The sequence below is a fragment of the Burkholderia cepacia ATCC 25416 genome, assembly GCF_001411495.1.
Taxonomy (GTDB): Bacteria; Pseudomonadota; Gammaproteobacteria; order Burkholderiales; family Burkholderiaceae; genus Burkholderia; species Burkholderia cepacia.
On sequence record NZ_CP012981.1, the window covers coordinates 3,119,088 to 3,143,777 of the forward strand.

The window sequence follows — 24,690 nt, forward strand, 5'->3', positions numbered from 1 at the left end:
GTCGGCGACGTCCGGGCCACGCGCGTGCCCGCACACGGCGTCAGGTCAGTTGCCGCTCCTGCAGGGAAACGCCTTGCCGAGACCGAGCGACACCGCGGTGCTCGCGTTGTAGTCGGCCAGCTTCGGATTTTCCGCGATGTACTTGCGCACCGCGTCGGTCATCTGCTGCGCCCGGATGTCGGGCGGCAGGCAGAAATACTGGCCGACCCGCGGCCCCGTCGTGCCGCCGATCGCATCGATGGTGTTGTAGACGCCGTCGGCGGCGCCTTCGATGTAGGCCGCGCACGACGCCCGCGACTTGACGTCCGTCTTCGCGCACAGCCGGTCGAGATCCGCGCCCGTGAAAGCCGCCGCCGACAACGGCACGGCAAACGCCGCGGCACAAAACATTGCGCGCAACATGGTGTTCCTTATGTCAATGCGGCCCGAGACCGCCTGCTGCCCTGGCCGGCGCGGCGCCGGGATGCCCTGCTCCGGCCGGCATCCGGCCGGGCGGGCACCGCCTGCCGCACCGAAAACCGTTATTTTGCACTCTTTTGCGCGTCTGCCGGCGTCGACGCCCCGATGCGCGTCGTCCGCTTGCTCAGGATCTCGATCGCGTCCGGCGCGTTGTAGTGCTTCGCGAATTCGAGCGCGGTGATGCCGAGCTGGTTCTTCACCTGCGGATCGGCGCCCTGGTCGAGCAGCAGCGTCACCGTCGACGCATGGTTGCCGCGTGCGGCCATCATCAGCGGCGTCGTGCCGTTCGGCGATGCGGTATCGATATACGCGTCGTGGTCGAGCAGCAGCTTCACGACCGCGTCCTGGCCGTTGGTGGCCGCGTAGTGCAGCGGCGCCCAGCCCTTCTTGCTGACTTCCGCGCCCTTGTCGACCAGCAGCTTCGCAAGGCCGAGGTCGCCGTTCAGCGAGGCGAGCATCAGCGCGGTTTCGCCGGCCTTGTCTTCCTTCTCGAGGTCGACGTTCGGCGTCGTGGCGAGCGCCGCCGCGACCTTGTCGGACTTCTCGCGCGCGGCGATCACGATCAGCGGGTCGCCATTCGGCGCGATCGTGTTCGGGTCGAGCTTGCCGCTCTTGAGCTGCTTGCCGATGTCGGCGATGTCGTCGAACTTGACGGCCTTGACGATCGCGTCGAGCGATTCGGCATGCGCGCCGGCTGCCGCGAACAGGCCGCTCGCGACGAGCGCGGCGGCAACGAGTGCACGTTTCGGCAGATGGTTGGTCGGCTTCGTCATTGTTGTGGGCTCCTTCCCTGGGTTGTCGGCTGCGCGCCCGTCGTTAGCGGGCGATCTTGAACAGCCGGAAAAAGTTCTGCGTCGTCGCGTCGGCCAGTGCCTCGACGGCGATCCCGCGCTCGGACGCGATAAAGCGTCCGACATGGCTGACGTACGCAGGTTCATTCGGCTTGCCGCGATACGGCACCGGCGCGAGGTACGGCGAGTCGGTCTCGATCAGCAGCCGGTCGAGCGGCACGCGCCGCGCGACGTCCTGCACGTCGGTCGCGTTCTTGAACGTGACGATGCCCGACAGCGAGATATGGAAGTTCTGCGCGAGCGCCTGCTCGGCCACCGGCCACGGCTCGGTGAAGCAGTGCATCACGCCGCCCGGCACGTCCGCGCGCTCCTCGGCCATGATCCGCAGCGTGTCCTCCGACGACGAGCGCGTGTGGATGATCAGCGGCTTCATCGTCGCGGTCGCCGCGCGAATGTGCGTGCGAAAGCGTTCGCGCTGCCACTCCATGTCGGCGATCGAGCGGCCTTCGAGGCGGTAGTAGTCGAGGCCCGTTTCGCCGATCGCGACGACCTTCGGGTGCGCGGCCAGCTCGACGAGCTCCGCGAGTGTCGGCTCGCGCGCGTCCTCGTGATCGGGATGCACGCCGACCGACGCATAGACGTTGTCGTGCGCGTCCGCGATCGCAAGGACCTCCGACAGCGTCTCGAAATCGACGGACACGCACAGTGCGTGCGTGACGTCGTGCTCGCGCATGTTCTCGAGGACGGCCGGCAGGCGGTCGGCCAGGCCCTTGAAATTGATATGGCAGTGAGAGTCGACGAACATCGTGTTTCCTGAATTCGTAAGGCGTGCGCTCATGCGCGCGCCGGCATGCGGCAACGGGCGGCGTTCGCGGGCCGGCCGGCCACGGTCGTGTCGCGGCGTGAGCCGGTCATCGTTTCGCAACCCACGGGAAACAATGCCGGATCACGCGAAGATTTCCCGGTACCCGAGAAACAATTCCTCGAATACGAGCCGCGCGTTGAGCGGATGGTTCTCGACCGTCCGCTGCCGCGTCACGGCCTTCATGAAACGCGCGAGCGCGTTCGCATCGACCGCTTCCGCGCACCGCGCGAGCGCCGCCGCATGCATCGGGAAGTAGCGCGGCGCGCCCGCCATCCGCTGCGCGAGCAGGTCGTACAGCCAGCGCTGCAGCCAGCCGAGCACCAGCGGCACCGGCAGTTTCTGCAGCGTCTCGCCGCACGCGAACGGGTCGCATGCCGCACCGGCCGCGAGCTGCCCGAGCGTGTAGTCGCGCAGCGGGCGGTTCTCGTCGCTCGCGAGCGCCAGCGCGGCGAGCGGCGCGCCGCCGGCCTCGGCGAGCAGCGCGTCCGCATGCTCGACGCCCTGCGCCGCGAGCCAGGCCGCGGCCGCGTCGGGCGCCGGCACGGTCATCGGCCACTGCCGGCAGCGGCTGATGATCGTCGGCAGCAGGCGGTCGATACGCGCCGACACGAGCAGGAACACGACGCCGGACGGCGGCTCCTCCAGCGTTTTGAGCAGCGCGTTCGACGCGGCGACGTTGAGCGCCTCGGCCGGATACAGCACGACGACGCGCGCGCCGCCGCGGTGCGAACCGACCCCGCAGAAATCGAGCAGCGCGCGCACCTGCTCGATCTTGATTTCCTTGCTCGGCGCACGGGTCTTCTTGCCGCCTTCGTCCGCGTCGGCCGCTTTCGGGTCGTCCGCGGCGCCCGGCGCCTCGCCCGCCAGCGCCTCGGGCAGCACGATCCGGTAGTCCGGATGGTTGCCCTGCGAGAACCACGTGCAGGCCGCACAGGCGCCGCACGGCTCGCCGTTCGGCTGCGGCGATTCGCACAGGAAGCCCTGCGCGAGATGCTGCGCGAACTGCAGCTTGCCGATCCCGGCCTGGCCGTGCAGCAGCAGCGCGTGTGGCCATTGCGCACGCAGTTGCTGCAGGCGGTTCCAGTCGTCGGTCTGCCACGGATAGATCATGTGGTGCGTTCCTTGCAATTACAGCGCGGCGAGCACGCGCTCGAGCTGCTGGCGAATCTCGGGAATCGTCCGCGTCGCGTCGACGATCGCGAAACGGTGCGGCGCCTCTTCCGCACGCCGCAGGTATTCGCCGCGCGTGCGCGCGAAGAACGCGTCGGACTCGCTTTCGAACTTGTCGGGCATGCGCGCGGCGCCGCGCCGCTCGCTCGCGACCTGGGGCGCGACGTCGAACAGCACCGTCAGGTCGGGCTGGAAGCCGCCCTGCACCCAGCGCTCGAGCGTCTCGAGCTTGTCGCGCGGCAGCCCGCGGCCGCCGCCCTGGTACGCGAACGTCGCATCGGTGAAGCGATCGGACACGACCCAGTCGCCGCGCGCGAGCGCCGGCTCGATCACGAGCGCGAGATGCTCGCGACGCGCGGCGAACATCAGCAGCGCTTCCGTCTCGAGATCCATCGGCTGGTTCAGCAGGATCTCGCGCAGTTTCTCGCCGAGCTGCGTGCCGCCCGGCTCGCGGGTGACGACGACCTGCCGGCCGGCCGCGGCCAGCTTGCCCTGGAGGCGTTCGCAGAACCATTGCAGGTGGGTGGTCTTCCCCGCCCCGTCGATGCCTTCGAACGTGATGAATTTACCGCTCGCCATTATTGACCTCGTATGTACTTGTCCACGGCCTTGTTGTGGTCGCCGAGCGTGTCCGAGAACACGCTCGTGCCATCGCCTTTCGCGACGAAATAGAGCGCGCTCGTCTGGGCCGGATTGATCGCCGCCTGCAGCGCGGCGACGCCCGGCAACGCGATCGGCGTCGGCGGCAGCCCGCGTCGGGTGTAGGTATTGTAAGGAGTGTCGGCCTGCAGGTCGCGCTTGCGCAGGCGGCCGTCGTACGCGTCGCCGAGCCCGTAGATCACCGACGGATCGGTCTGCAGCGGCATGCCGATGCGCAGCCGGTTCGCGAACACGGCCGCGACGAACGCGCGATCGGCCGCATGGCCCGTTTCCTTCTCGACGATCGACGCGATCGTCAGCGCTTCGTAAGGCGTCTTGTACGGCAGGCCCGGCACGCGCGCGGCCCAGGCCTCGTCGAGACGCGTCTGCATCAGATGGTATGCGCGCCGATAGATGTTCAGGTCGCTCGTGCCCTTGTCGAACAGGTAGGTATCGGGGAAGAACAGCCCCTCGCCGCTGCCGCGTTGCACCGCGTTGTCCGACGCGCCGATCGCGCGCAGCAACTCGGCGTCGCTCATGCCGGCCGTCGAGTGGGCAAGATCGGGGTTCGCATCGAGTTCCGCGCGCATCCGCTTGAAGGTCCAGCCTTCGATGACCGTCGCGACGTATTCGTTCACGTCGCCGCGCGCGATCTTCTGGAGTACCTCGTACGGCGTGATGCCGGTCTTGAATTCGTAGTTGCCGGACTTGAGCCGGCTCGACAGCCCGAGCACGCGCGTCATCGCGACGAAGCCGAGCGGCTCGACCGGCACGCCGCCGCGCCTGAGCTGCAGCGCGACGCTCTTCACGCTGCTGCGCGGCTTGATCGTGACGTCGAGCGATGCGGAACCCAGCAGCAGTGGCCGGGTCGCCCAGTAATACCCGCCGCCCGCGCCGGCAGCGGCCACAACGACGGCCAGCGCCACGATCGTCGCGGCGCATTTCTTCAGTAGGGACATGGAAACGTGACTCAGGTAAGACCCATATAATACTTGCTCGCCTTCGTCAAAGTCAGGGTTGACTGTTCCCTCATTCCATGAGCACACCGTTCGCTTCACCGGCTGCCCAGGCCGCATCTGCCTCGCTCCCCGTTTTTCCCCGCCCGTCCGCCGCCGATTTCGACGCGCCGGGCGCCTGCATGCCGCTGCCGCAGTTCGGCGTGATCGACGTGGCCGGCGACGACGCCGCGACGTTCCTGCACAGCCAGCTCACCAACGACATCGAGCATCTCGACGCCGCGAGCGCGCGGCTGTCCGGCTATTGCTCGCCGAAGGGGCGCCTCCTCGGGTCGTTCCTCGCGTGGCGCGCCGGCCACGCCGTGCGCCTGCTGGTGTCGAAGGACGTGCAGCCCGCCGTGCAGAAGCGGCTGTCGATGTTCGTGCTGCGCGCGAAGGCGAAACTGACGGACGCGAGCGACACGCTCGCGGTGGTCGGCTTCGCGGGCGACGTGCGCGACGTGCTGTCGGGCATCTTCGACGCGCTGCCGGACGGCGTGCACGTGAAGGTCGACGGCCCGGCCGGCACGCTGATCCGCGTGCCCGATGCAGCAGGCCGCAAGCGCTATCTGTGGATCGGCCCGCGTGCGGAAGTCGACGCGCTCGGCGGTACGCTGCCGGTCGTGTCGCCGGCCGTATGGGACTGGCTCGACATCCGCGCGGGCGAACCGCGCATCACGCAGCCTGCCGTCGAACAGTTCGTGCCGCAGATGGTCAACTTCGACGTGATCGGCGCCGTTAACTTTCGCAAGGGATGCTACCCGGGCCAGGAAATCGTCGCACGCAGCCAGTACCGCGGCACGATCAAGCGCCGCACGGCGCTCGCGCACGTCGCCGGCGAGACCGATACCGTGCATGCCGGCGTCGAGCTGTTCCACAGCGACGATCCCGGCCAGCCGTGCGGGATGATCGTCAACGCGGCGGCCGCGCCCGCGGGCGGCATCGACGCGCTCGTCGAGATCAAGCTCGCCGCGCTCGACAACGGCACGGTGCACCTCGGTTCGGCCGACGGCCCGGTGCTCGCGTTCGACGCGCTGCCGTACGCATGGCCGACGGAAGCGTGACGCACTGACAACCCGTTCGCGCGCCGGCTCGCGAGTCGCAGCCGGCGCCCGATGTTTCCTGCGAGAGATTCGCCCGATGTGTCTGATTGCCTTCGACTGGCAGCCCGATGCCGCCGCCGGTCCCGTCTTTACCCTCACCGCCAACCGCGACGAGTTCTTTCGCCGGACGAGCGCGCCGGTTTCGTGGTGGGAAGATGTCCCGGGCGTACTGGCCGGCCGCGATCTCGAAGCGGGCGGCACGTGGCTCGGCGTCTCGCGCGACGGCCGGTTCGCCGCGCTGACGAACTACCGCGCGCCGTTCGACATCCGCGCCGGCGCGCCGACCCGCGGCAAGCTCGTGTCCGATTTCCTCGGCGGCCCGTCCGTTGCGCCGCTCGACTATCTCGGGCAGCTGGCCGAGCATGCGGCCGTCTACAACGGCTTCAACCTGCTCGTCGGCGACTGGAGGCGGCGCGAACTCGCGTGGTTCTGCAATCGTGCGCCCGAAGGCGAAAGCCGTGTCGCCGCCCCCGTCGCGATCGCGCCCGGCGTGCATGCGCTGTCGAATGCGCGGCTCGATACGCCCTGGCCGAAAGTGGTGCGCAAACGCGCGGAACTCGGCACGCTGCTTACCGATAATCCGACCCCGTCGCTCGACGACCTGATCGCGTTGATGCGCGACCCGCATGTCGCGGCCGACGACGCGCTGCCGCACACCGGCATTCCGATCGAGCGCGAGCGTGCGCTGTCGGCCGCGTTCATCGAGACGCCCGAATACGGCACGCGCGGCACGACCGCGCTGCGCGTCACGATGAAGGAAGGCGTGCGGCTCACGGTCGAGATCAAGGAGCGCTGCGACGACGACGGTTCGCACCGTACCGTGCGGCCGGGTTCGTTCGAGCGCGCGTTCACGTTCGACCTCGACGCGACCCCGCCGCGCTGAGCACGCGTGCGGGCGCCGTGCTACGGCGCGCGCGCCATCTCGACGTGCGGCACGCCAGCTTCGACGAACGGTTCACCGACCGCCGTGAAGCCGTGCCGCAAGTAGAACGACACGGCCGAATCCTGCGCATAGAGCCGCACGACGATTTCGCCGCGGCGCCGCGCCGCGTCCAGCAGCGCGTCCAATACGGCCGACCCGACGCCCTGGCCGCGTGCATCGGCCAGCACCGCGACGCGGCCGATCGTGCCCGACGGCAGCAGCCGCCCCGTCGCGACCGCGCGGCGCACGCCGGTCGCGGCGTCGACCCGGTACGCCACCGCATGGAGCGACAGCGGATCGTCGTCGTCGAGCTCCCATTCCGGCGGAATCTGCTGCTCGCGCACGAACACCGCGTCGCGGATCCGCGCGGCGTCGCCGCCCAGCACCGCCCAGTCGCCCGTTTCCACCACGCCGTCCGTCATCGCAGCCCTCCACGCGGCGCGCGCGCCGTCAAATGCGGTCAAACGTCGTCGAATGCGGCCTTCAGTGCCGCGACCGCGTCGGCATGCGCGGCCCGCACCTCGGGGATGTAGCCGCCCATCTTGAAGAATTCGTGGATCATCCCCGGATAGCAGACCAGCGTGACCGCATTGCCCGCCGCACGCAACTTCTCCGCATACGCGGCCCCCTCGTCGCTTAGCGGATCGTATTCGGCCGTCGCGATCCACGCCGGCGCGACGCCCGCGAACGACGGCGCATCGCGCGTGCCGTCGAGCGGCGCGAAACGCCAGTCGTCGCGGTCCGCCCGATCGCGCACGTATTGCGTGAAGAACCACTGGATCGTGTCCTGCGTCAGCAAGTAGCCATTCGCGAGCCGTGCGTGCGATCCGGTGTCCTGGTAGCCCGTCACGCCCGGATAGATCAGCATCTGCAGCGCGAGGCGAATGCCCGCATCGCGTGCGAGCACCGCGCAGACGGTCGCGAGCGTACCGCCCGCGCTGTCGCCGCCGACGGCCAGCCGCTCGGCATCGATGCCGAACGTGGCGGCCTCGCGATGCAGCCATTGCAACGCGTCGTCGGCGTCGTTCACCGCGGTCGGGAACCGGTGCTCCGGCGCGAGCCGGTAGCCGACCGACAGCACCGCACACTGCGCGTCGTGCGCGAACATCCGGCACAACGCGTCGTGGGTATCGACGCTGCCCACCGTGAAACCGCCGCCGTGGTAGTACACGAGCGCAGGCAGCGGCTCCGCGAGGCTCGGCGCGACCGGCAGGTACAGCCGCGCGCCGATCGTGCGGCCATCGCGCGTCGGGACCACGCACTCCTCGACCGAATGCATCGGCGCCGGTGCGACGTCGAGGATCGGCGCGCTCTTCTCGTACGCGGCGCGCGCCTGCTGCGGCGTCTGGTGATGGTAGGACGGACGTTTCGCGCGCTCGATCATGTCGAGCACCTGGGCGATCTTCGGATTCAGCGGCATCGATAAGGACGGCGCCGGTGCGACGCCGTGAACGGACAAGCGTCACATGATGCCACGCCCTCGTCGTGCAGGCGCGGTGCGCAATCCCGGCCCTCTCTCGGCCTGCCGTGAACGCGTTCGACGGCACACCTGCGCCATGAAAAACAAAACGGCCCTGCCGGCAAAGCGGCAGGGCCGTGCGTTCCGGCGCTTACGCGTCGCTCGGGCCGGGCTGGGCGTCCGGCGCCGTGCGCGAGCGTTGCCGCTTGATGTCGCGGCCCACCGCGAGCCGCCGCATGTACTTGAACGTGCCGAGCGCCTTCGCGACGAAATTGCCGTCGCTGTCGCGCACTTCGCCTTCGCAGTAGGCCATCGTCGTCGAGCGATGCATCACGCGCCCGTAAGCGCGCAACTCGCCGCGCCCCGGCTGCATGAAGTTCACCTTCATCTCGACCGTCACGACGCCGACGCCGTCGTCGGTCAGGCTGCGCGCGGCCATCGCGAGAGCGATGTCCGCGAGCGTCATCGTCACGCCGCCGTGCGCGATGCTCCACGTGTTCATGTGCCGCTCTTCGAGCGGCAGCACGAGCTCGCTCGCCCCGTCCTTCGCGGACACGAGCTGCACGCCGAGCAGGTCGACGAACGGGCTTTCGATCGACGGGCCGTCCGTCGGGGTTGCCGCGTCGCTCATCGTGCGCTGTCGACGATGTAGTCGACGCATTCGCGCGACTCGGCCACCGCGACGACGAATTTCTTCACTTCCTGGTGAACCGGGTGCACCTGGTAGGCATCGAGCGCGGCCTTGTCCGCGAAATCGGACACGAGCACGATGTCGGCGGTCGCGTCGAGGCCGGGCGTTGCCACGCCGACGTCGATCTGCAGCGTGCCCGGCACGAGGTCGCGACAGCCTTCGAGCTTTTCCTTCAGCTTCAGCGCGTTCTGCGCGCGCGTCGCGCCTTCGGCCGATTCTTTCAACTTCCACATGACGATATGACGGATCACTTCGGTTGCTCCTGTTCGTTGGTGTTCACGATGCGGGCTCGGCCCGCTTCGTGGCCGGCCGGGTGATACCCGGCCGGTCGTCTGCCCGCTTCGCTTGCACGCGGTCGCGGCAACGGGGGAAAAAACGCGTATCGAATCGGCTGTCGTCCGGCCTTTCCGGCGACGATACGCGCATTTTCACCGTGTCCGCTCACCGACGGCGCGATCCGCGCAAGCGGCGGCAATCGCCAAGCCTACCAAACTTGAAGGCTCCGATGGAACGATCGCGCAGCCTTCCATTGAATCGCGGGAACGCGGCTTGCCCGGCTTCGCGCGCGCCGCTTCGGCGCAGGCCTGCATGCCTCGGCAATCGCCCGCGCAAACTCGATGATTCAATTCCGGCACGGCAGCAATCGGCAAAATGAAACGTCATTGCCGATTATTTATTCACCGAATATCCGGATTCCAATACCCGCCTTCATTAAATCGCATAATTTACCGATTCAATGAGTAATAGTTACGATCGCCTTTTCGCAAAACCGCCTGAAATCAGGAAAACGTGATTGACTTCGATTCTTCCGAAAATTTAGAATCCCCTACAGCGGCTTACGATTGATTTTCTCCCGCCGCACACAAGCCGGCACGCACCTGTACGAACGCCGTCCGCCTTGCCTTTTCTCGCTTCACGTCGGGGCGGCGTCCCTTGCCGTTTCAGCTTTCGGCATTTATCGCCTGTTTGCCGATTTCCTGCTCGATTCACTCACCGCAACAGCATCACATCCTGATTAACACCCGGCATTCACTTGAATGCCCGCGACACGGTACCAAACGGACAACAGATCCGTTCATTCGACCATCCCGATAAAAAATCGCCAGTCATCAGGAGGGACATCAACATGCATCGCCTTGTGAAGTCGCTGTGCCTCGGAATCATCTGCGCCGGCCTGCTCGCGGCCTGCAACGACGACGACGTCGAATCGAACAGCCCGCCGTCGAACAACGCCGCGCTGTCGTTCCGCATGGACGCCGGCGGCCAGATCAACGCGTTCTACCGGCAGGACAAGGTCGCCGCGCACCTGCTGGTGCGTTCATCGACGAAACCGCGCCTGCTCGTGGTCTTCCCCGCCGGCAACAGCGGCACGGGGCTGTGGTTCGACGACACCCCGCAGCCGGTGAACTGGAGCCTCGACACACCGCCGTCCGCGCTGTCGGCACCCGACGCGCACGGCCGCCCGCTGTACGGCATCGGCGCCGACGTGTCGGTGGACACCGGCACGCTGACGATCCGCCAGGGCGTGCTCAGCAACGTGCGCTTCCTGCGCGACTTCAACGGCGGCGCAACGATTCCGCAACAGATTCTCGCCGCGCCGACGGTCCAGGGCAGCGCCGCGCAATGGCAACGCGACCGGATCGACGGCGCGCCCGGCTATTCGCTGCGCATCACGTTGCGCGACGGTGGCAGCATCGTGCCGGCTGCGGGCGGCAAGCTCGTCCTGAGCGCACCGGCGGGCTCGCACACGCTGCGGCTGCATGTCGATGCGCTTTCGGGCGAGACGCCGTTGTCGCCGATCACGCGCGACGATCTGCTCGCGCCGTCGGTGAACCCCGACCCCGTGAGCCAGAACGTGCTCGAATTCCTGAGCTTCCACGACAAGCTGCTGGCGGGCTCGTGGCAGTACGACACCTACTTCGGCCGCGACACGCTGATCTCGGTTCGCATGCTGATGCCCGTGCTCGAACCCGCGGCGATCGAGGCCGGCCTGTCGTCGGTGCTGAGCCGGCTGTCGGCCGACGGCAAGGTCGCGCACGAGGAAGGCATCGGCGAGTTCGCACTCGTCGACAACCAGAAGAACGGGAAGCCGAACGATCCGACGCCGACCTACGACTACAAGATGATCGACAGCGACTACCTGCTCGCGCCGATCGCGGCCGCGTGGCTGATCGACGATACGCGCGGCCAGGCGCGTGCGGCTGCGTATCTGGCCCAGCGCGGCAGCGACGGGCAGACCAACGGCGCCCGCCTGGTCGTCAACCTGCTGCATGTCGCGACCACCGCGCAGCCGTTCGCGCAGCAGCCGTCGGTCGCGAACCTGATCCACCTGCGGCCCGGCGAGATCGTCGGCAACTGGCGCGACAGCACCGACGGGCTCGGCGGCGGCGTCTACCCGTACGACGTGAACGCGGTGCTCGTGCCGGCCGCGTTGCGCGCGGCGAACGCGTTCCTCACGCGCGGCCTGCTCGATCCGTACCTGGATGCCGGACAGCGCGCGACGCTCGCCAACACCGCGAACCAGGCGGCCACGTGGGAAACGCAGGCGCCGCCACTGTTCCAGGTCAGCGTGCCGGCCGCGCAGGCGACCGCCGACGTGTCGGCCTATGCACCGTCCGCCGGCGTGCCGGCCGGTGCCGCGCCTGGCGCACCGCTGGCCTTTTACGCGCTGTCGCTCGATCAGCAGGGCAACCCGATTCCGGTGATGAACTCCGACGGCGGCTTCGCGTTGCTGTTCGGCACACCGCCGGACGACCAGCTCCAGCGGATCGTCGCCGACGTCACGCGGCCGTTCCCGACCGGGCTCGTGACCGATGCCGGCATGCTGATCGCGAACCCTGCGTATGCGAGCCAGGCACTGTGGCCGAAATTCACGAGTTCCGCGTATCACGGCACGGTGATCTGGTCGTGGCAGCAGGCGATGTGGGTGGCCGGGCTCGATCGCCAGCTCGCGCGCCAGGACCTGTCGGCCGCGACCCGCACGCTGCTCGCGCAGGCGCGGCAGACGATCTGGCAGGTGATCTCGAACGGGCGCGACATGCGGACGTCGGAGATGTGGACGTGGTCCTACGTGAACGGCAAGTACCAGACCGACGCGTTCGGCACGCGCAGCGCCGATGCGACCGAAGCCAACGCGGCACAGCTCTGGAGTACGACGTATCTCGCGATCCGCGATCCGCAGCAGCGCGCGGGCAAGTACTGGTGGCAGGCGTCGCGGCAGATGCAGGATGCGCAGCCGGAAAACGCGGCGGCCCTGGCATCGCGCTAGCTGCGTATCGCCCGTCGCATGCCGACCGGGCATGCCGAAGCCCCGGGTACGTTACCTCGCCCGGGGCTTGGGCGGAAACCGAAACGATCGACACGCTTTCGGCACGGCCGCGTTGCCGAACGTCCCGTGTGCCGCGCCACCGCGCGTCACCGCGACACGACGCGGTTTCGCCCTTCCCGCTTCGCCTGGTACAACCGTTCGTCGACCACGCGCAGCAACGCGTCGACCGTGCTGCCGTCGACCCCGTATTGCGCGACGCCGACGCTGACCGTCACCTGCACGCGCTTGAAATCGAGCCCGAACGGCGAGCTCGCGATCGACGAGCGCACGCGCTCGGCCGTCATCCGCGCGCCTTCGAGCGGCATCTCGGGCAGCAGCGCCATGAACTCCTCGCCGCCGACCCGCGCGAGCCCGCCGGCCGGCCGGATCGCGTCGAGGCACTGACGCACGACGCCGCGCAGCACCTCGTCGCCGATCTGGTGCCCGTACGCATCGTTGATGTTCTTGAAATTGTCGAGATCGAGTGCGAGCAGGCAGAACGGCGTGCCGTCGCGCTCGGCCCGCACCATCTCGCGCTCGACCTGCGCGATGAACTGCCGGCGGTTCGACGCGCCCGTCATCGGATCGGTCGCGGCCATGTATTCGAGCTTCTGGTTCGTGCGCCGCAATTCCTGCAGCGCGCTCTCGGTGCGCGCCATCGATTCCGACAGCCGGCTCATCAGGTCTTCCTGGCTGTAGATCGCCGAGAACGAGCGCGTCGTCTGCAGCGCCTGCACGACGCCGTAGCTGAGCAGGAAGAAGCCGCCCGCGAAAATCGCGTGCGCGAGCCACCACATGTGATTCCACGGCTTGCCGAGAATGAACGCCAGCGACGACAGCGCGAACGCCATGATCGACACGCCGTAGATCACCATCAGCGGCGAGCGGATCCGGCGCGCGAGCAGCACGGCGACGTTCAGCAGCGAGAACACGAGCGCGCCGCCTTCCATCGACAGCCGCGTGCCCGGCGCGCCCGCGACCGGCGAATACGCGATGTACGCCACGACGACGTTGACGATCACGAAGAACACGATCCACGGCAGCCACGTGCGCACGCTCGTGCGCTTGTCGAAGCGATCGGGCGGACGGGCATAGGACAGCAGGCCCGTGAGCAGCAGGATCGACATCACGAGCCGCGACGCGGGTCCGTACAGCAGGAACAGCCAGATATTGTGATGCGCCATCCCGGTGAACGCACCGTGCAGCGCGTAGATCATCGCGAAGCCGAGAAAGCCGAGTGTCAGCCAGCGCAGCAGCGGTTCGCCGGATGACCGGTAGCACACCCACGTCACGTAGGTAACGAACCCGCCCTCGAGGGTCGCGGCCGCGATCGCGATTTCATGGAACGCGTGGTTCTCGAACACCGCGTGCGGGTCGCTGAAGAACCACAGATAGGCGATCAGATAGGCGGGCAGCAACGCGAATCCGACCAGCAGGCATTTCGCGTAGAGCCTCGCGGCCGCGCTGACGACGCGCGGCGGTTCCCCGGCTGCATAGGTCGTACTCATTCGGTCCCCGGTCGGTCTGCTGCGTTGGTTCGAACCTTCGCGGCACGGATCGTGCGACGCACGATCCGGCCCATCGTGCCGAAAGGCAAATGTCAGAGCAAGTATAGGTGGGGCAAATTGTTTGACAAGTAAGGGGAAACGGCATTGCCCGGCGCACGCCTTTTGCTTCCCGATTGTTTCGAATGGCGGTTCAGTCGCGCCGATTCGCATCGCGGCCGCCTGCCTCGCCGAAGCGAAGCCGCGGCCGCCACCCGCCAAAGATCAGAGGATTTCGAACAGGCCGGCCGCGCCCTGCCCGCCGCCGATGCACATCGTGACGACCACGTACTTCACGCCGCGCCGCTTGCCTTCGATCAGCGCGTGGCCCGTCAGGCGCGCGCCCGACACGCCGTACGGATGGCCGACCGCGATCGCGCCGCCGTTCACGTTCAGGCGATCCTCAGGAATACCGAGCGTGTCGCGGCAGTACAGCACCTGCACCGCGAACGCTTCGTTCAGTTCCCACAGGCCGATATCGTCGACCTTCAGCCCCGCCTGCTTCAGCAGCTTGGGCACCGCGAACACGGGGCCGATGCCCATCTCGTCCGGCTCGCAGCCCGCCACCGCGAAACCGCGGAAGACGCCGAGCGGCTGCAGCCCTTCGCGCTGCGCGGCGTCGGCGCTCATGACGACGCAAGCCGACGCGCCGTCCGAGAACTGGCTGGCGTTGCCGGCGGTGATCACGCCGCCCGGCACGGCCGACCGGATCTTCGACACGCCTTCGAGCGTCGTGTCCGGGCGGATCCCTTCGTCGGCCGATACCGTCACTTCCTTCGTGAACAGACGGCCCGTGGCCTTGTCGGCGATGCCCGCGAGCACCGTGATCGGCACGATCTCGTCGCGAAAGCGTCCGGCTTCCTGCGCGGCCGCGGCACGCAGTTGCGACTGCACGCCGTACTCGTCCTGCCGCTCCTTCGAGATGCCGTAGCGCTTCGCGACGTTCTCGGCCGTCTGCAGCATGTTCCAGTAGATCTCGGGCTTGTGCTGCGCGAGCCAGCCTTCCTGGATCATGTGGTGGTTCATCTCGTTCTGCACGCACGAGATCGATTCGACGCCGCCCGCGACGTACACCTCGCCTTCGCCCGCGATGATCCGCTGCGCGGCCAGCGCGATGGTCTGCAGCCCCGACGAGCAGAAGCGGTTCACCGTCATCCCCGGCACGCTCACGGGCAGCCCCGCGCGCAAGGCGATCTGCCGAGCGATGTTCGCGCCGGTCGCGCCTTCGGGGTTCGCGCACCCCATGATCACGTCCTCGACGCGCGCGGGGTCGAGCTTCGCGCGTTCGAGCGCGGCCGCGACCACGTGGCCGCCGAGCGTCGCGCCGTGCGTCATGTTGAAAGCACCGCGCCAGGATTTCGCCAGCGGCGTGCGGGCGGTCGATACGATTACGGCTTCGGTCATGCGAGTCTCCTTCGGTCCTGCTTCATGTCCTGCATCGAATGGGGAAATGCGCTACGCCGCCGGGCGCGCGCCCGCGGACGTCACATGCGCGACGCCCGCTGCCTGCATCTGTTGCCATGCGTGGGCGAGCGACCCGTTCAGGTCGATCGCGCGGCACGCATCGTTGATCACCGCGGCGTCGAAACCGGCCGCACGCGCGTCGAGCGCCGACCACGCGACGCAATAGTCGGTCGCGAGCCCGCAGCACCACACGCGCTTCGCGCCGAGCTCGCGCAGATAGCCCGCGAGCCCCGTGCGCGTCGTGCGATCCGCTTCGACGAATGCGGAATAGCTGTCGACCTGCGCGTCGCCGCCCTTGCGGATGACGAGCCGCGCATGCGGGATGTCGAGGTCGCGATGCAGCGCCGCGCCGTCGGTGTCCTGCACGCAGTGCACGGGCCACAGCACCTGCTCGCCGTACGGCAGCGCGAGCGTGGAGAACGGTTCGCGGCCCGGATGGTTCGCCGCGAACGACACGTGCTCGCGCGGGTGCCAGTCCTGCGTCAGCACGACCTGGTCGAAGCGCCGCGCCAGCGCGTTGATCACCGGCACGACCGCATCGCCGTCGGGCACCGCGAGCGCGCCGCCCGGCATGAAGTCGTATTGCACGTCGATCACGAGCAGTACGTCGTCGGTGTGTCTCATTGCGTTTCTCCGGGTGTTCGTCGCGCCGCGATCCGGCGCGTCAGCCGTTGAACCCGCGGCCGGCCTTCGCGAGCTCGGCGATCGACGGCGCGAGCTGCCATGCGTCGCCGTTCGGCGCGGCCGCGTAGCGGCGAATCGCGCGCTCGACGTTGTAGAGGCCGACCACGTCCGCGTACAGCATCGGGCCGCCGCGCCACAGCGGGAAGCCATAGCCGGTCAGGTAGACCATGTCGATGTCGGACGCCTTCGACGCGATCTTCTCCTCGAGGATCTTCGCGCCTTCGTTCACCAGCGCGAACACGAGCCGCTCGACGATCTCGTCGTCGCCGATCTTGCGCCGCTCGACGCCGCGCTCCTTCGAATACGCGACGACCATCTCGTCGACGAGCGACGACGGCTTTGCCTTGCGCTCGCCCGGCACGTAGTCGTACCAGCCGGCGCCCGTCTTCTGGCCGAAGCGGCCCTGCTCGCACAGGCGGTCGGCGATCTTTGAGTACTGCAGGCCGGGCTGCTCGACATAGCGGCGCTTGCGGATCGCCCAGCCGATGTCGTTGCCGGCGAGGTCGCTCATCCGGAACGGACCCATCGCGAAACCGAATTTCTCGATCGCGCGATCGACCTGCGCGGGCAGCGCGCCTTCCTCGAGCATGAAGAGCGCCTGGCGGATGTACTGCTCGATCATCCGGTTGCCGATGAAGCCGTCGCACACGCCCGACACGACCGCCGTCTTGCGGATCTTCTTCGCCACGGCCATCACGGTGGCGAGCACGTCCTTCGCGGTCTGCGCGCCGCGCACGACCTCGAGCAGCTTCATCACGTTCGCCGGGCTGAAGAAGTGCATGCCGACGACGTCCTGCGGACGCTTCGTGAATGCAGCGATCTTGTCGACGTCGAGCGTCGACGTGTTCGACGCGAGGATCGCGCCCGCCTTCGCGACTTCGTCGAGCTTCCTGAACACCTGCTCCTTCACGCCGAGTTCCTCGAACACGGCCTCGACGATCAGGTCGGCATCCTTCAGGTCGTCGTAGGACAGCGTCGGCGTGATCAGCGCCATGCGCGCGTCGAGCTTCTCCTGCGTGAGCTTGCCCTTCTTCACCTGTGCGTCGTAGTTCTTGCGGATCGTCGCGACGCCGCGCTCGAGCGCTTCCTGTTTCGTTTCGAGCAGCGTGACGGGCAGCCCTGCATTCACGAAGTTCATCGCGATGCCGCCGCCCATCGTGCCCGCGCCGATCACGCCGACACGGCGAATCTCGCGCAGCGGCGTATCGGACGGCACGTCGGGAATCTTGCTCGCCGCGCGCTCACCGAAAAACGCATGCCGCAGCGCGCGGCTTTCCGGCGTCATCATCAGCGCGACGAAACCCTCGCGCTCGGCGATGCTGCCCTTGTCGAAGCCGTGCAGCACGCCGGCCTCGATCGCGTCGATGCACTTGTGCGGCGCGGGGAAATTCGGTGCGGCGGCCCGGGCCGAGTTGCGCGCGAACTGGATGAAGCCCGCGGCGTTCGCGTGGACGATCTTGCGATCGCGCACGCGCGGATGCGGCCCCTTCTGCGCACCGGCCTTGCGCGCGAACGCGACGGCCGCGTCGAGCAGGTCGCCGTCGGCCATCTCGTCGAACAGACCGCTCTTCGCGAGCTGCTCCGACGGCACGGGCGCGCCCGACACGATCATGTTCAGCGCGGTTTCGAGCCCCACCGCACGCGGCAGGCGCTGCGTGCCGCCCGCGCCCGGCAGCAGGCCGAGCTTCACCTCGGGCAGCGCGACCTGCGCGCCGGGTGCCGCGACACGGTAATGCGCGCCGAGCGCGAGCTCGAGGCCGCCGCCCATCACGACGCTGTGCAGCGCCGCGACGACGGGCTTCGCGCTCGCCTCCACCGCGCGGATCACGGTGTGCAGCGTCGGCTCCTGGAGCGCCTTCGGCGTATTGAATTCGGTGATGTCGGCGCCGCCCGAGAATGCGCGTCCTGCGCCGGTCAGCACGATGGCCGTGACCGACGGGTCCTGCGCGGCGCGATCGAGCGCGTCCATGACGCCCTGACGGGTCGACAGGCCGAGCCCGTTGACGGGCGGATTGTTGAGCGTAAGGACGGCCACGCCGTCGCGAGTCGAGTAATCCACTGCCATCTGCCTGCCTCCATGCATCGCGCGCCGGGGTGGCTGCGCTTCATTGTGCGCGGTCGAACAGCCGCATGTCCGGTTGAACGCAGGCAGCATACAACGAAAAAGCACGGTCGTTCAATTTGAATTTTGCTGCCGATCCGGGGACGGATCGGGCGACCGTTTCGCGAGCCGCTTGCGGCCCGGGCGCAGACGTTACGGCTCGCGTTACGACCCGCCGGCCGCCGTCGGCAACACGTAATCGCGGAATGTCTCGCGCAGCTTCAGCTTCTGCAGCTTGCCGGTCGCGGTGTGCGGCAGCGAGTCGACGAACACGACGTCGTCGGGAATCCACCATTTCGCGACTTTGCCTTCGTAGAACGCGAGCAGCGCGTCACGGTTCAGGTTCGCCCCTTCGCGCGGCACCACGACGAGCAGCGGGCGCTCGGTCCATTTCGGGTGCGCACAGGCGATGCAGGCGGCCTCGGCCACGCCCGGGTGCGCGATCGCGACGTTCTCGATGTCGATCGAGCTGATCCACTCGCCGCCCGACTTGATCACGTCCTTGCTGCGGTCGGTGATCTGCAGGAAGCCGTCGGGGTCGATCGTCGCGACGTCGCCGGTCGGAAACCAGCCGTCCGACAGCGGCGACGTGTCGCCGCGAAAGTAGTGGTCGATCACCCACGGGCCGCGCACCTGCAGCTCGCCGAACGCGACGCCGTCCCACGGCAGCTCGTGGCCGTCCTCGCCGACGATGCGCATGTCGACGCCGCAGATCACGCGCCCCTGCTTCTCGAGCAGCTTGCGCTGCGCGTCGAGCGGCCGCTGCGACTGCGCCCAGTTGAGCTTCGCGAGCGTGCCGAGCGGCGACAGTTCGGTCATCCCCCAGGCATGGATCACGCGCACGCCGTATTCGTCCTCGAAGGTGCGCAGCATCGCGGGCGGGCACGCGGAGCCGCCGATCACCGTGCGGTTCAGCGTCGAGAAGCGCACACCGGCCTCGCGCATGTAGTTGAGCAGGCCGAGCCACACGGTCGGCACGCCCGCGGAGAACGTCACGCGCTCGGCTTCCATCAGCTCGTACAGCGATTTCCCGTCGAGATCCTTGCCGGGCAGCACGAGCTTGCCGCCCGTGAGCGGCACCGCGTACGGCAGCCCCCACGCGTTGACGTGGAACATCGGCACGACGGGCAGCACCGCGTCCATCGCGGACAGGTTCATCGCGTCCGGCAACGCGGCACCGTACGCGTGCAGCACGGTCGAGCGGTGCGAATACAGCACGCCCTTCGGGTTGCCGGTCGTGCCCGACGTGTAGCAGAGCCCCGACGCCTGCTGCTCGTCGAGGCGCGGCCAGTCGTAGCGGCCGTCCTCCGCTTCGACAAGCGTTTCGTAGCACAGGAACGGCGTCGTGCCGGACGGCAGATGTGCGGCGTCCGTCATCGCGACCCAGCCCTTCACGTGCGGGCACTGCGGCGCGATCGCATCGACGAGCGGGGCGAAATTGAGGTCGAAGAAGACGTAGCGGTCTTCCGCGTGATTGACGATGTACGCGATCTGCTCGGGGAACAGGCGCGGGTTGATCGTGTGGCACACGGCCCCCATGCCGCCGATCCCGTAATACGCTTCCAGATGCCGGTAGCCGTTCCACGCCAGCGTGCCGACGCGATCGCCGGTTTCGACGCCGAGCCGCGCGAGCGCCTGCGCCAGTTGCTTCGCGCGGCGTTCGCAATCGCGGTACGTGTAGCGATGCAGATCGCCTTCCACGCGCCTCGATACGATCTCCGTGTCGCCGGCATGTCGCGCGGCATGAGAAATCAGCGAGGACACCAGCAACGGCATGTCCATCATCTGGCCCAGCAACGGCTTACCCATCGTCTTGTTCTCCGTGAGGATGCGAATCGGTGACCAGCCTCTGCGGCGCGCCCGTCAGCGGCCCCGGACGGGCGTCGCGCATGGCGCGCGGGCCGCCATGCGGGCGGCGCGGCGCCGCCTTACAATATCGGCTTACCCAGAGGCGCTCAACATGTCGTTTTCCCGAAGCGCAGCCGATACGGCTGACACCCTCCCCGACCTCGCCGCCACGCTCGGCGCGCCCGCCGCCGGCGCGTTCGTCGCGCTCGGCGACGCGTTTCATACGCGGCTGCCGGCCGCGCCGCTTGCCGCGCCGTACGTCGTCGGCTTTTCCGGCGAAGTCGCGCACCTGCTCGACCTGCCGCCGTCGCTCGCCGCGCAGCCCGGCTTCGCCGAGCTGTTCGCCGGCAACCCGACGCGCGACTGGCCCGCGCACGCGATGCCGTACGCATCGGTGTATTCCGGCCACCAGTTCGGCGTGTGGGCGGGCCAGCTCGGCGACGGCCGCGCGCTGACGATCGGCGAGCGCACCGGCACCGACGGCCGCCGCTACGAATTGCAGCTGAAAGGCAGCGGCCGCACGCCGTATTCGCGGATGGGCGACGGCCGCGCGGTGCTGCGCTCGTCGATCCGCGAATTCCTGTGCTCGGAAGCGATGCATCACCTCGGCATCCCGACCACGCGCGCCCTGACGGTGATCGGTTCCGACCAGCCGGTGGTGCGCGAGGAAATCGAGACGTCGGCCGTCGTCACGCGCGTGTCGGAGAGCTTCGTGCGCTTCGGCCACTTCGAACACTTCTTCTCGAACGATCGCCCCGACCTGCTGCGCCAGCTCGCCGATCACGTGATCGACCGCTTCTATCCGGATTGCCGCCACGCCGACGATCCGTACCTCGCGCTGCTCGAAGCGGCGACGCTGCGCACGGCGGATCTCGTCGCGCAGTGGCAGGCCGTCGGCTTCTGCCACGGCGTGATGAACACCGACAACATGTCGATCCTCGGCGTGACGATCGACTACGGCCCGTTCGGTTTCGCCGATGCGTTCGATGCGAACCACATCTGCAACCACTCGGATACGAACGGCCGCTACGCGTACCGGATGCAGCCGCGCATCGCGCACTGGAACTGCTACTGCCTCGCGCAGGCGCTGCTGCCGCTGATCGGGCTGCAGCACGGCATCGCCGACGACGATGCGCGCGCCGAGCGCGCGGTGGACGACGCGCAGGCCGTGCTCGCGAAGTTCCCGGAACGTTTCGGCCCCGCGCTCGAGCGCGCGATGCGCGCGAAGCTCGGCCTCGAGCTCGAGCGCGAGAACGATGCCGACCTCGCGAACAAGCTGCTCGAGACGATGCATGCGAGCCACGCGGATTTCACGCTGACGTTCCGCCGGCTCGCACAGGTCTCGAAGCACGACGCGAGCCGCGACGCCCCCGTGCGCGACCTGTTCATCGACCGCGACGCGTTCGATGCGTGGGCGAACCTCTACCGCGCGCGGCTGTCCGAGGAAACGCGCGACGACGCGACACGCGCGGCCGCGATGAATCGCGCGAACCCGAAATACGTGTTGCGCAACCATCTGGCCGAAGTCGCGATCCGGCGCGCGAAGGAAAAGGATTTTTCGGAGGTCGAGCGGCTCGCGCAGATCCTGCGCCGGCCGTTCGACGAACAACCGGAGCATGAAGCGTACGCGGCGTTGCCGCCCGACTGGGCCGGGTCGCTCGAAGTGAGCTGCTCGTCCTGAGGCCCGCAACCCGCGCGTATCGACCGACCGATCAGGAGAACCCCATGTCCCACGATTCCGACGACAAGACCTTCCCGTACCAGAAGGACGACGCCGAGCTGCGCCGGCGGCTCACGCCGATGCAGTACGAAGTCACGCAGCACGCGGCAACCGAGCGTGCGTTCACCGGCGAATACACCGACACCGAAGACGCCGGCATCTACAAGTGCGTCGTCTGCAGCACGCCATTGTTCGAATCCGGCTCCAAGTTCCACTCGGGCTGCGGCTGGCCCAGCTACTTCAAGCCGCTCAACGGCGAGGTGATCGACGAGAAGGTCGACTACTCGCACGGGATGGTGCGCGTCGAGGTCCGCTGCAACCACTGCGGCGCGCATCTCGGCCACGTCTTCGAGGACGGCCCGCGCGACAAGACCGGTTTGCGCTACTGCATCAATTCGGCTGCGTTAAACTTCGAGTCCCGACCCGAAAACGAATGAGCGGCGCCGGGCGGATCGGCGGGGCACCCCGCGCCGCCGCCCCGATCCGCTCCGGCGGTGCCTGGCGGGTCCCTACAACGGTGAAAGGCCGCGCAAGCGGCCTTTCACGCAGCTGCGAGCGCCATGAAATTCCTGTTCGATCTGTTTCCGATCATCCTGTTTTTTGCCGCCTTCAAGGTCTGGGGCATCTTTACCGCCACCGCCGTCGCGATCGTCGCGACGCTGGCCCAGGTCGCGTGGGTCGCCTTCCGGCACCGGAAGGTCGACACGATGCTGTGGGTCAGCCTGGGCGTGATCGTCGTTTTCGGTGGTGCCACCCTCGTCCTGCACGACGAGAAATTCATTCAATGGAAACCGACTGTGCTGTACTGGCTGTTTGCGATCGGGCTGCTCGCCGCGCGCTATGCGTTCGGCAACAACCTGATCGAGAAGATGATGGGCAAGCAGCTCACGCTGCCGCACCCCGTGTGGGACAAACTGAACGTCGCGTGGGCGCTGTTCTTCGCGGTGCTCGGCGTCGCGAACCTGTACGTGGTGCACAACTTCACCGAGTCGCAATGGGTGAACTTCAAGCTGTTCGGCACGACGGGCGCGATGGTCGTATTCATCATCCTGCAGAGCCTGTGGCTCACGAAATACCTGAAGGACGAGTGACATGACGGACGCCTTTCTCCACGCGTCGCCCGACGAACGCATCGCGCTGATCGAGGCGCGCCTCACCGCAGCGCTCGCCCCGCTGTCGCTCACCGTGCGCGACGACAGCGCGCAGCACGCGGGCCACGCCGGCGCGGCCGCCGGCGGCCACTTCACGGTCACGATCGTGTCGGCCGCGTTCGCGGGCAAGCCGCGCGTCGCGCGGCACCGGCTGGTGTATGATGCGCTCGCTGATGCGATGCAGCGCGGCATTCACGCGCTCGCGATCGTGGCTTACACGCCCGAAGAATTCAACGAATCTTCAATCTAGTCTCATTAGGAATTCCCGATGATCCTGAAATCCCCCCGCCTGTGGGTCGCGGCGGCTGCTTTCGCAGCGGCACCGGCATTTGCCCAGAACATCGCCGTCGTCAACGGCACGCCGATTCCGAAGTCGCGCGCGGACGCGATGGTCGCCCAGCTCGTGCAGCAAGGCCAGACCGACAGCCCGCAGCTGCAGCAGGCCGTGCGCCAGGAACTCGTGAACCGCGAAATCCTGATGCAGGAAGCAATCCGTGAAGGCATCCCGAACCGTCCGGACGTGAAGGCGCAGGTCGCCGTCGCGCAGCAGACCGTCGTGCTGCGTTCGATGATCGAGAGTTTCCTGAAGAAGAACCAGCCGACCGACGCCGAAGTGAAGGCGCGCTACGACGACCTCGTCAAGGGCGCCGGCGGCAACCGCGAATACCACCTGCACCACATCCTCGTCAGCGACGAGCAGCAGGCGAAGGACCTGATCGCGAAGATCAAGGCCGGCGCGAAGTTCGAGGATCTCGCGAAGCAGTTCTCGAAGGATCCGGGCTCGGGCAAGAACGGCGGCGATCTCGACTGGTCCGACCCGAAGGCGTACGTGCCGGAATTCGCGGCGGCCGCGCAGAAGCTGCAGAAAGGCCAGATGACCGACACGCCGGTGAAGACGCAGTTCGGCTGGCACATCATCCGCGTCGACGACATCCGCGACATCGCGCCGCCGCCGCTCGATCAGGTGAAGGCACAGATCGCGCAGCAGCTCGTGCAGCAGAAGCTGCAGGCGTTCGAGGAAGGTCTGCGCCAGCAGGCAAAGATCCAGTAACGCAGGCGCTCGCCGCTCGCGCATCGAAAAGCCGCTCCCTGGAGCGGCTTTTTTGTTGCCCGCAGTGCCCGCAGGCAGGCCGCCAGCGCATCACGATGTGCGGCGTTCCCACCAAAGAAAAGGCCGCTCCGAAGAGCGGCCTTTGCCATATGCCTGATCGGCTCGCGCCGCAGACTTAGGCGGGATGGAACACGTCGTGATAGCGAACGTCGCCTGACGGCCGCGGCGCCGAGTCGTCGAGCGACAGCGCAAGGAAATACTCGGGCGGTACGCCCGGGAACACGATGTCGCCGGACGGCGCAAAGCCGAAACGCGTGTAGTACGCGGGCTCCCCGAGCAGGACGCAGCCGCGCGCACCGAGGCGGCGCAACGCGTCGAGCCCCGTGCGCACCAGCCCCGTGCCGATGCTCTGCCGCTGGCAGTCGGGCAGCACCGCGAGCGGCGCGAGCCCGTACCAGCCCCGGCTGCCGGGCGCCTCGCCGCCGATCGACACCGGCGAGAACGCGACGTGCCCGATCAGGCGGCCGTCGCGTTCCGCGACGAGCGAGACGCTCAACGCACCGTCCGCACGCAACGTGTCGACGATCCGTCGTTCGAACTGCCCGCCTTCCGGCTCGCCTGCGAACGCGGCGACGATCACGCGGCCGATCGCGTCGGCCTCGCTCGCGCGCTCGTCGCGCAGCGTGACGACCTCGACCGGCGCGTTCGGGTCGAACATCATCCCGA

24 protein-coding genes are annotated in these 24,690 nt (G+C 67.9%); 8 read left to right on the plus strand and 16 right to left on the minus strand.

The annotated features are described in order from the left end of the window. Positions 1 to 45 precede the first annotated feature (45 nt). From APZ15_RS14395 to mltG, 6 genes are all read right to left on the minus strand, one after another. Positions 46 to 402 carry a Rap1a/Tai family immunity protein gene (locus APZ15_RS14395; protein ID WP_006485939.1) on the minus strand — a complete coding sequence of 119 codons (357 nt, stop codon included), beginning with the start codon at positions 400 to 402 and terminating at the stop codon, positions 46 to 48. Positions 403 to 521: 119 nt separating this feature from the next. Next, positions 522 to 1,232, minus strand: a complete 711-nt coding sequence (locus APZ15_RS14400; protein ID WP_027787182.1) for an ankyrin repeat domain-containing protein — start codon at positions 1,230 to 1,232, stop codon at positions 522 to 524. Positions 1,233 to 1,275: 43 nt separating this feature from the next. After that, a complete protein-coding gene (locus tag APZ15_RS14405; RefSeq protein WP_027787181.1) occupies positions 1,276 to 2,055 on the minus strand; it encodes a TatD family hydrolase in 780 nt (259 codons plus the stop codon). A 141-nt stretch (positions 2,056 to 2,196) separates the two neighbouring features. Continuing rightward, the gene (locus APZ15_RS14410) at positions 2,197 to 3,225 is read right to left on the minus strand and encodes a DNA polymerase III subunit delta' (RefSeq protein ID WP_027787180.1); all 1,029 of its coding nucleotides are present in this window, start codon (positions 3,223 to 3,225) and stop codon (positions 2,197 to 2,199) included. An 18-nt stretch (positions 3,226 to 3,243) separates the two neighbouring features. Next, entirely contained in the window at positions 3,244 to 3,864 is a 621-nt protein-coding gene (tmk, locus tag APZ15_RS14415) for a dTMP kinase (RefSeq protein WP_027787179.1), read from the minus strand. Continuing rightward, entirely contained in the window at positions 3,864 to 4,883 is a 1,020-nt protein-coding gene (gene mltG, locus APZ15_RS14420) for an endolytic transglycosylase MltG (RefSeq protein WP_027787178.1), read from the minus strand. Before mltG ends, tmk begins: the two co-directional genes overlap by 1 nt. A 77-nt stretch (positions 4,884 to 4,960) precedes the next feature. Between mltG and ygfZ the strand changes: the two genes are divergently transcribed. Both ygfZ and APZ15_RS14430 read left to right on the plus strand, forming a co-directional pair. Further along, positions 4,961 to 5,983, plus strand: coding sequence for a CAF17-like 4Fe-4S cluster assembly/insertion protein YgfZ (gene ygfZ, locus APZ15_RS14425; RefSeq protein ID WP_027787177.1), 1,023 nt, complete (start codon positions 4,961 to 4,963; stop codon positions 5,981 to 5,983). 76 nt (positions 5,984 to 6,059) lie between these two features. Continuing rightward, positions 6,060 to 6,905: an NRDE family protein gene (locus tag APZ15_RS14430; RefSeq protein WP_027787176.1), complete on the plus strand. Its 846-nt coding sequence runs from the start codon at positions 6,060 to 6,062 to the stop codon at positions 6,903 to 6,905. A gap of 20 nt (positions 6,906 to 6,925) precedes the next feature. On the opposite strand, the gene APZ15_RS14435 is transcribed toward APZ15_RS14430, so the two are convergent. The 4 genes from APZ15_RS14435 to APZ15_RS14450 form a co-directional block, all read right to left on the minus strand. Then, a complete protein-coding gene (locus APZ15_RS14435) occupies positions 6,926 to 7,366 on the minus strand; it encodes a GNAT family N-acetyltransferase (RefSeq protein ID WP_021162651.1) in 441 nt (146 codons plus the stop codon). Between the two features lie 38 nt (positions 7,367 to 7,404). Continuing rightward, complete coding sequence (locus APZ15_RS14440) at positions 7,405 to 8,364, minus strand: alpha/beta hydrolase (protein WP_021162652.1); 960 nt, start codon at positions 8,362 to 8,364, stop codon at positions 7,405 to 7,407. Positions 8,365 to 8,554: 190 nt separating this feature from the next. Next, entirely contained in the window at positions 8,555 to 9,034 is a 480-nt protein-coding gene (locus APZ15_RS14445; protein WP_011352338.1) for a PaaI family thioesterase, read from the minus strand. Further along, on the minus strand, positions 9,031 to 9,345 hold the full coding sequence (locus APZ15_RS14450; RefSeq protein WP_027787175.1) for a Dabb family protein: 315 nt from the start codon (positions 9,343 to 9,345) through the stop codon (positions 9,031 to 9,033). The genes APZ15_RS14445 and APZ15_RS14450 overlap by 4 nt, the downstream gene beginning before the upstream one ends. A gap of 875 nt (positions 9,346 to 10,220) precedes the next feature. Here APZ15_RS14450 and APZ15_RS14455 point away from each other — a divergent pair. Beyond that, complete coding sequence (locus tag APZ15_RS14455) at positions 10,221 to 12,362, plus strand: glucosidase family protein (protein ID WP_027787174.1); 2,142 nt, start codon at positions 10,221 to 10,223, stop codon at positions 12,360 to 12,362. 146 nt (positions 12,363 to 12,508) lie between these two features. Here the strand turns inward: APZ15_RS14455 and APZ15_RS14460 are convergent, their stop codons facing one another. From APZ15_RS14460 to APZ15_RS14480, 5 genes are all read right to left on the minus strand, one after another. Beyond that, positions 12,509 to 13,909, minus strand: a complete 1,401-nt coding sequence (locus APZ15_RS14460; RefSeq protein WP_027787173.1) for a GGDEF domain-containing protein — start codon at positions 13,907 to 13,909, stop codon at positions 12,509 to 12,511. A gap of 261 nt (positions 13,910 to 14,170) precedes the next feature. Continuing rightward, entirely contained in the window at positions 14,171 to 15,349 is a 1,179-nt protein-coding gene (locus APZ15_RS14465; protein WP_027787172.1) for an acetyl-CoA C-acyltransferase, read from the minus strand. A 51-nt stretch (positions 15,350 to 15,400) separates the two neighbouring features. Beyond that, positions 15,401 to 16,033, minus strand: coding sequence for a bifunctional nicotinamidase/pyrazinamidase (pncA, locus tag APZ15_RS14470; RefSeq protein ID WP_027787171.1), 633 nt, complete (start codon positions 16,031 to 16,033; stop codon positions 15,401 to 15,403). A 40-nt stretch (positions 16,034 to 16,073) separates the two neighbouring features. After that, positions 16,074 to 18,158 (minus strand): 3-hydroxyacyl-CoA dehydrogenase NAD-binding domain-containing protein, encoded by a 2,085-nt coding sequence (locus tag APZ15_RS14475; RefSeq protein ID WP_027787170.1) that lies wholly within the window; start codon positions 18,156 to 18,158, stop codon positions 16,074 to 16,076. 201 nt (positions 18,159 to 18,359) lie between these two features. Further along, positions 18,360 to 20,003 (minus strand): 3-(methylthio)propionyl-CoA ligase, encoded by a 1,644-nt coding sequence (locus APZ15_RS14480; protein WP_027787169.1) that lies wholly within the window; start codon positions 20,001 to 20,003, stop codon positions 18,360 to 18,362. Between the two features lie 151 nt (positions 20,004 to 20,154). Here APZ15_RS14480 and APZ15_RS14485 point away from each other — a divergent pair, with 151 nt between their 5' ends. The 5 genes from APZ15_RS14485 (at position 20,155) to APZ15_RS14505 (ending at position 23,964) form a co-directional block, all read left to right on the plus strand. Next, entirely contained in the window at positions 20,155 to 21,723 is a 1,569-nt protein-coding gene (locus tag APZ15_RS14485; RefSeq protein WP_027787168.1) for a protein adenylyltransferase SelO, read from the plus strand. A 44-nt stretch (positions 21,724 to 21,767) separates the two neighbouring features. Beyond that, on the plus strand, positions 21,768 to 22,199 hold the full coding sequence (gene msrB / locus APZ15_RS14490) for a peptide-methionine (R)-S-oxide reductase MsrB (RefSeq protein WP_021163396.1): 432 nt from the start codon (positions 21,768 to 21,770) through the stop codon (positions 22,197 to 22,199). A 123-nt stretch (positions 22,200 to 22,322) separates the two neighbouring features. Further along, positions 22,323 to 22,853 (plus strand): septation protein A, encoded by a 531-nt coding sequence (locus tag APZ15_RS14495; protein WP_011352350.1) that lies wholly within the window; start codon positions 22,323 to 22,325, stop codon positions 22,851 to 22,853. Position 22,854: 1 nt separating this feature from the next. Further along, positions 22,855 to 23,163, plus strand: coding sequence for a BolA family protein (locus APZ15_RS14500; protein WP_027787167.1), 309 nt, complete (start codon positions 22,855 to 22,857; stop codon positions 23,161 to 23,163). An 18-nt stretch (positions 23,164 to 23,181) separates the two neighbouring features. Beyond that, positions 23,182 to 23,964: a peptidylprolyl isomerase gene (locus APZ15_RS14505; RefSeq protein WP_027787166.1), complete on the plus strand. Its 783-nt coding sequence runs from the start codon at positions 23,182 to 23,184 to the stop codon at positions 23,962 to 23,964. 175 nt (positions 23,965 to 24,139) lie between these two features. On the opposite strand, the gene APZ15_RS14510 is transcribed toward APZ15_RS14505, so the two are convergent. Beyond that, on the minus strand, positions 24,140 to 24,685 hold the full coding sequence (locus APZ15_RS14510; RefSeq protein WP_034195869.1) for a GNAT family N-acetyltransferase: 546 nt from the start codon (positions 24,683 to 24,685) through the stop codon (positions 24,140 to 24,142). Positions 24,686 to 24,690: the final 5 nt, after the last annotated feature.